Raw genomic sequence first — 4885 nt, 5'->3', positions numbered from 1 at the left:
AACGCCGGGGCGTCCTACCCCCCCCCGCCTAACGACATCCACCCATCCCGCGCGGGCCGCCGATGCGCCCCGCGTGTGTCCTCAGAAGCGCCCGGCGCCCAGGTCCCGCGACACCGCACGGGCACAGTCCCGTACCGCCGCGATCAGCTCGGGGCGCAGTTCCCCGTCCCGGCACAGCCGCTCCACGGCGCCGGTGATGCCGACCGCGCCGACCGGCATACGGCGCCGGTCATGGATGGGGGCGGCCACGGAGGCGACGCCCTCCCAGGTCTCCTCGACGTCGGCCGCGTAACCACGCGCGCGTGTCATGTCGAGGATGTGCTCGAAGGCGTCCAGCTCGCACGTGGTCCGGTCCGTGAAGGCCTTGCGGTCGGCGTCGATCGCCTCGCTGTGCGCGACCGGGTCGTACGCCGACAGGACCTTGCCCAGTGCCGTGGAGTGCAGCGGCTGCATGGCCCCTATCTCCAGCACCTGCCGGCTGTCGTCGGGGCGGAAGACATGGTGGACGATCAGTACGCCCTGCTGGTGCAGGACACCCAGATAGACGCTCTCCCCGCTGGAACGGGCCAGATCGTCCGTCCACACCAGGGCACGCGCCCGCAGCTCGTGCACATCCAGATAGGTGGTGCCCAGGCGCAGCAGCTCCGCGCCCAGCTGGTAGCGCCCGGAGGCGTCGTCCTGCTCGACGAAGCCCTCCTGCTGGAGGGTGCGCAGAATGCCGTGGGCGGTGCCCTTGGCGAGACCCAGCGACGAGGCGATGTCCGACAGGCCGAGGCGTCGCTCACCGCCCGCGAGGAGCCGCAGCATCGCGGCCGCCCGTTCGAGCGACTGGATGTTCCGTGCCATCGCCGTACTGCCTCCGTCCCCTTCGACCGTCGACCTTCACGACGTCGCGCCGCCGTTCGGCAATGTCGAACACTACCGGTCGATGCCGACCTCCCGCTAATGGTCGGGCCGTATCCGTCCGCTCGTGTTGTGCCAGTCGTATCCGGCAGTCGGCCCGCCGGTCATCCACGTCCGTCCCGTGGACGCCCTGACCATCCGGACGCGGTCCCGGCTACGCTGGCGGCGTGCGCCCACCGCGGACTGTTCCGTAAAGGGCGCAAAGCCGACAGCCGTCGCACTCCAGGGAGCCCCTTCATGGCCTCGTTGCCACCGACCCCTTCCGCCGACAGCCGGACCCGTGTGTCCGCGCTCCGAGAGGCGCTCGCCACCCGAGTGGTGGTCGCCGACGGAGCGATGGGCACCATGTTGCAGGCCCAGGACCCCACTCTTGAGGACTTCGAGAACCTTGAGGGCTGCAACGAGATCCTCAACCTGACCCGCCCGGACATCGTGCGCTCGGTCCACGAGGCGTACTTCGACGCCGGCGTGGACTGCGTCGAGACGAACACGTTCGGCGCCAACCACTCGGCCATGGCCGAGTACGACATCGCCGACCGGGTGTACGAGCTGTCCGAGTCGGGCGCCCGTATCGCCCGCGAGACCGCCGACGCCTACGGCGCCCGTGACGGCCGCCAGCGCTGGGTGCTCGGCTCGATCGGACCCGGCACGAAGCTGCCGACCCTCGGCCACATCGGCTACGGCACCCTGCGCGACGGCTTTCAGGCGAACGCCGAGGGCCTGCTCGCCGGCGGTGCCGACGCCCTGATCGTGGAGACCACGCAGGACCTCCTGCAGACGAAGTCGTCGATCCTGGGCGCCCGCCGCGCCATGGAGGCGACCGGCACCGACGTACCACTGCTGGTCTCGATGGCCTTCGAGACGACCGGCACCATGCTGCTCGGCTCCGAGATCGGCGCCGCGCTGACCGCGCTGGAGCCCCTCGGCATCGACATGATCGGCCTGAACTGCTCGACCGGCCCCGCCGAGATGAGCGAGCACCTGCGCTATCTGGCCCGGCACTCGCGCACCCCGCTGCTGTGCATGCCGAACGCCGGTCTGCCGATCCTCACCAAGGACGGCGCCCACTTCCCGCTCGACCCCGAGGGCCTGGCCGACGCCCAGGAGACCTTCGTACGGGACTACGGCCTGAACCTCATCGGCGGCTGCTGCGGCACCACGCCCGAGCATCTGCGCCAGCTCGTGGAGCGGGTCCGGGAAGCCACGCCCGTGGAGCGCCGGCCGCAGCCCGAGCCGGGCGCCGCCTCCCTCTATCAGACCGTCCCCTTCCGCCAGGACACCTCCTACCTGGCCATCGGCGAGCGCACCAACGCCAACGGCTCGAAGAAGTTCCGCGAGGCGATGCTGGAGGCCCGCTGGGACGACTGCGTGGAGATGGCGCGCGAGCAGATCCGCGAGGGCGCGCACATGCTCGACCTGTGCGTGGACTACGTCGGCCGGGACGGCGTCGCCGACATGGAGGAGCTGGCCGGCCGCTTCGCCACCGCCTCCACCCTGCCGATCGTCCTGGACTCCACCGAGGTGCCGGTCATCCAGGCAGGTCTGGAGAAGCTCGGTGGCCGTGCGGTCATCAACTCCGTGAACTACGAGGACGGCGACGGCCCCGAGTCCCGCTTCGCCAAGGTCACCAAGCTGGCCCAGGAGCACGGCGCCGCCCTGATCGCGCTGACCATCGACGAGGAGGGCCAGGCCCGCACACCGGAGAAGAAGGTCGAGATCGCCGAGCGGCTGATCGAGGACCTGACCGGCAACTGGGGCATCCTTGAGTCGGACATCCTCATCGACACCCTGACCTTCACCATCTGTACCGGTCAGGAGGAGTCCCGTGGGGACGGCATCGCCACCATCGAGGCGATCCGCGAGCTCAAGCGCCGCCACCCGGACGTACAGACCACCCTCGGTCTGTCCAACATCTCCTTCGGCCTCAACCCGGCCGCCCGCATCCTGCTCAACTCGGTCTTCCTGGACGAGTGCGTGAAGGCGGGCCTGGACTCGGCGATCGTGCACGCCTCGAAGATCCTGCCGATCGCCCGGTTCAACGAGGAAGAGGTCCAGACGGCCCTCGACCTCATCCACGACCGCCGCCGCGAGGGCTACGACCCCCTCCAGAAGCTGATGCAGCTCTTCGAGGGCGCCACCGCCAAGTCCCTGAAGGCCGGCAAGGCCGAGGAACTGGCCGCCCTCCCGCTGGAGGAGCGCCTCAAGCGCCGCATCATCGACGGTGAGAAGAACGGCCTGGAGGCCGACCTCGACGCGGCCCTCCAGGACCGCCCGGCGCTCGACATCGTCAACGAGATCCTCCTGGACGGCATGAAGGTCGTCGGCGAACTCTTCGGCTCAGGCCAGATGCAGCTGCCGTTCGTCCTCCAGTCCGCCGAGGTCATGAAGGCCGCCGTCGCCTACCTCGAACCGCACATGGAGAAGACCGACGCCGACGGCAAGGGCACCATCGTGCTGGCCACCGTGCGCGGCGACGTGCACGACATCGGCAAGAACCTCGTGGACATCATCCTGTCCAACAACGGCTACAACGTGGTCAATCTGGGCATCAAGCAGCCCGTCTCCGCGATCCTGGAGGCCGCCGAGGAGCACCGGGCCGACGTCATCGGCATGTCGGGCCTCCTGGTGAAGTCCACGGTGATCATGAAGGAGAACCTGGAGGAGCTCAACCAGCGCGGCCTCGCGGCGAACTACCCCGTCATCCTCGGCGGCGCCGCCCTCACCCGCGCCTACGTCGAGCAGGACCTGCACGAGATCTACCAGGGCGAAGTCCGCTACGCCCGCGACGCGTTCGAGGGCCTGCGTCTGATGGACGCCCTCATCGGCGTCAAGCGCGGTGTCCCCGGCGCGAAGCTGCCCGAGCTCAAGCAGCGCCGGGTCAGGACCGCGGCGACGGCGGCCGTCCTGGAGGAGCGGCCCGAGGAAGGTCATGTCCGCTCCGACGTCGCCACCGACAACCCGCTCCCCGAGCCGCCGTTCTGGGGCACCCGCGTCATCAAGGGCATCCAGCTCAAGGAGTACGCGTCCTGGCTCGACGAGGGCGCCCTCTTCAAGGGCCAGTGGGGCCTGAAGGAGACCCGCACCGGAGACGGCCCGTCGTACCAGGAACTCGTCGAGACCGAGGGCCGCCCGCGGCTGCGCGGCCTGCTCGACAAGCTCCAGACGGAGAACCTCCTCGAAGCCGCCGTGGTCTACGGCTACTTCCCGTGCGTCTCCAAGGACGACGACCTGATCCTGCTGGACGAGCACGGCAACGAAAGCACCCGCTTCACCTTCCCGCGCCAGCGCCGCGGCCGGCGCCTGTGCCTGGCGGACTTCTTCCGCCCGCAGGAGTCGGGCGAGACGGACGTCGTGGGCCTGCAGGTGGTCACCGTCGGCTCGCGGATCGGGGAGGAGACGGCCCGGCTGTTCGAATCGAACTCCTACCGCGACTACCTGGAGCTGCACGGCCTGTCCGTGCAGCTGGCCGAGGCCCTCGCCGAGTACTGGCACGCGCGCGTGCGCTCCGAGCTCGGCTTCGCCGGTGAGGACCCGGCCGACATCGAGGACATGTTCGCGCTGAAGTACCGGGGAGCCCGCTTCTCGCTGGGCTACGGCGCCTGCCCGAACCTGGAGGACCGGTCCAAGATCGCCGGCCTGCTCCAGCCGGAGCGCATCGGCGTCCATCTGTCCGAGGAGTTCCAGCTGCACCCCGAGCAGTCCACGGACGCGATCGTGATCCACCACCCGGAGGCGAAGTACTTCAACGCCCGCTGACCCGTCCCCCCGCCGACGGCATCGGCGCACGTCAGGGCGTCCCCCGGCGTATGAACGGTGTGCCCCGGACCACGCCGAATAAACGAGGCACATCGGTCGGGGCGGACGTACACTGGTCGGTCCACCGCAGGGGGGGGGCGGCCCCGGGGAACCCCCCGGCCCCCCCACGCACGCTGGCCCATGGGGGCAAACACCGGCGCCCCCCCCCCCCACACGAAGGGCCAGA

2 protein-coding genes are annotated in these 4885 nt (G+C 69.9%); one reads left to right on the top strand and one right to left on the bottom strand.

Going from position 1 to position 4885, the window contains the following annotated elements; all coding sequences use genetic code 11:
- Positions 1-81 precede the first annotated feature (81 nt).
- Complete coding sequence (locus tag ACFWYS_RS41075; RefSeq protein WP_384781061.1) at positions 82-846, bottom strand: IclR family transcriptional regulator; 765 nt, start codon at positions 844-846, stop codon at positions 82-84.
- A gap of 294 nt (positions 847-1140) precedes the next feature.
- Here ACFWYS_RS41075 and metH point away from each other — a divergent pair, with 294 nt between their 5' ends.
- Positions 1141-4659 carry a methionine synthase gene (gene metH / locus ACFWYS_RS41070; protein WP_384781058.1) on the top strand — a complete coding sequence of 1173 codons (3519 nt, stop codon included), beginning with the start codon at positions 1141-1143 and terminating at the stop codon, positions 4657-4659.
- The last annotated feature ends 226 nt before the right edge of the window (positions 4660-4885 follow it).

Source organism: Streptomyces sp. NPDC059010, from assembly GCF_042740355.1.
GTDB lineage: Bacteria > Actinomycetota > Actinomycetes > Streptomycetales > Streptomycetaceae > Streptomyces.
This window is presented reverse-complemented; position numbering and strand designations above follow the sequence as displayed.